The sequence below is a fragment of the Paenibacillus zanthoxyli JH29 genome, from assembly GCF_000520715.1.
GTDB classification, from domain to species: domain Bacteria; phylum Bacillota; class Bacilli; order Paenibacillales; family Paenibacillaceae; genus Paenibacillus_AQ; species Paenibacillus_AQ zanthoxyli.
In genome coordinates, this window is sequence record NZ_ASSD01000703.1 from 1 (window position 1) to 2,215 (window position 2,215).

2 protein-coding genes and 1 pseudogene are annotated in these 2,215 nt (G+C 41.3%); 1 reads left to right on the plus strand and 2 read right to left on the minus strand.

The genetic code is table 11. The features are described from left to right. Nucleotides 1–307: pseudogene (locus tag L691_RS30365) on the plus strand (PQQ-dependent sugar dehydrogenase); the annotation flags it as partial. A 182-nt stretch (nucleotides 308–489) separates the two neighbouring features. Here L691_RS30365 and L691_RS0127100 read toward each other — a convergent pair. Together L691_RS0127100 and L691_RS30370 are read right to left on the minus strand one after the other, a co-directional pair. Next, nucleotides 490–1,203: an ABC transporter permease gene (locus tag L691_RS0127100; RefSeq protein ID WP_025693317.1), complete on the minus strand. Its 714-nt coding sequence runs from the start codon at nucleotides 1,201–1,203 to the stop codon at nucleotides 490–492. Then, nucleotides 1,203–2,132, minus strand: coding sequence for an ABC transporter ATP-binding protein (locus L691_RS30370; protein ID WP_232229293.1), 930 nt, complete (start codon nucleotides 2,130–2,132; stop codon nucleotides 1,203–1,205). Before L691_RS30370 ends, L691_RS0127100 begins: the two co-directional genes overlap by 1 nt. Nucleotides 2,133–2,215 lie beyond the last annotated feature (83 nt).

The following is a 2,215-nucleotide window of genomic DNA, read 5'->3' on the forward strand; positions in this document are numbered from 1 at the left end:
AGGAGTCCAGCCGTATATGGGGAATAGAATCCCCGAATTATCGGGAAGCGTCGTGTTTACCGATCTAGCTCGGGATGAAGAATCTCAACCTCCGGTTAGAGGAGTTTTAGCTTACACCAGGGTACGAACAGATGGTAAACTAAATGATTTTAGCGTTATAGAAACCGATTATAATTTTGGGTCTCAATCCGCTTATTATGTCAGTTTAGGAACGAATCTGGATCAAACCAGACTATATTTAGGGGTTTATGGGTCTATGAAAGTGGCTGATTTTAACCAAGGTACTGTTTTTGCAATTGTTCCATGAGTTATAGATATGAAAAAACATCTGCCATTCTTGTAATGTTATAAGTCCCATCAAACAACTAGGAATAAACTTCTTCTGATGTCAGGAGCAATTGAAGAATAAACGGGATCGTGATAGAATTTTTTATAAGAGTCGTCACCCTTTCGGTTTTACCGAGTTGACGACTCTTTTTCTACCATCGTTTATTGTTGCTCGGAAAATCTCCACCAAGCAAATATTCCAACTATTCCGGCTATTCCCGTAAGGCCAAGAATAATTATACTACTCAAATTTAAGAACCCGATGCTTTGAAATACCGACGGGATTGTCCACGGGAAATAGGGGGCAAACCCAAAAGAGGCTAAAACATTTGAGAGAATAACGATTACCAGGATGAGTTCTAATGGGGCCAAGTATCCCTTGCTAACATTTGCCAGACAAGCACCTGGTGTGGTAACAATAATAAATAATAGCGATGTTATAATAAATTTTAAAAAAATATTCCAAATAAGAGGAGACCAGCCCGTAACCCCTAGAATACCTCCAACGGCAAGAGCCGTGGCAAACATATAGATGGAAAGTAATATGCTCCACGCTAAAATTACCAGCAATTTGGACAGTACAATATTTGATCTTGATACGGGCTTTGCAAGCAAATCCTTAATTGTTTTATCTGTAAACTCTCGCCCAAATACCCATGCAGCGATAAATGTGTATCCGATAAGTCCCAGTGCGGCAAGATTATTAAGCAAATCTGTTAAATACATTTGCCAATTGATGCTACCGGTGTCACTGGATAAAATAATTCCGACTCCCATCATGATTGGCCCAAATGCAAAAACAAGGAACACCAACCAAAACACATTAGCGCGGATAATCTTACGAATCTCACAATGTAAGACAGAAAAAATATTCATTATATATTTCCCTTCGCCATACCAATTGTACGAAGAAAGTAACCTTCCAAATCTTCCGTAACCACTCGAAGCAGTGTTGGCGGTTGATTAGATTTAACCAGCAGCTCCGCTAGCCGTTCAGGACGATCTGCTGCATGGTCATCGGTTAGTTTGATATAACCGTCCATTGTTTCCTCAAATTCATATCCATGCTCTTTAAGCACATTCTTTAAAGCATTTTTGTCGCGGCCATTCACCACCAAGTTTTTCTGTAACGATTGTTCCAGCCTATCCATTGCGATTTCCTTAATAAGATGACCATTGTGAATAATCCCAATGCGTGAGGCAACTTTTGAGAGTTCTTCTAACAGATGGCTGGATATAAAAATAGTTACGCCGAAATTTTTCGCTAAATCATATAACATATTCCGTATTTCAACAACTCCTGCCGGATCAAGACCATTTATCGGTTCATCCAGTATTATGATTTCCGGATTGTGTATCATAGCTTTCGCAAGTCCCAGGCGCTGTTTGTTTCCTAAAGAAAGATTCTTCGCCTTTTTCTTTTTGTGCGGCTCAAGCCCCAACTTACGGATAACCCGATTAACGGATTCTTTGTCAGGTACTCCTTGCATACGTCGTGCTATGTCAAGATTTTCAACTACGGTTAAATCAGGATAAAAAGAAGCTTCCTCCAAATACCCAACCTTATCCCATAATTTATAGTTTCCGGCATCGACCTTTTCGCCTAACATGTAGAGCTTGCCGGAGGTTGGCTTGAGCATCGCTAGAAGCCTCTTTATGGTCGTTGTCTTGTGTTCTAATCCGCCAAGTCGTCTATCCTCTATCGGGAAGAACGTCTTGTTTTTCGAACCAGCCTGCTTGTAATTCTTCAAAGCTTGTGTTAGCGGATTTGGCTGAACCAATACCTCTTCCGCACCGTGGATCACAAGAAGCGGGCATTCTATCTGGTGGAGTACGCCCTCGAGGTCGGCACTAGCCAGGACATGGTCTTTCCTTCCGGTAGCGTGGC

Coding starts and splice junctions, on each gene's coding strand:
- L691_RS0127100 (WP_025693317.1), bottom strand. CDS start 1,203: ATGAATATTTTTTCTGTCTTACATTGTGAGATTCGTAAGATTATCCGC.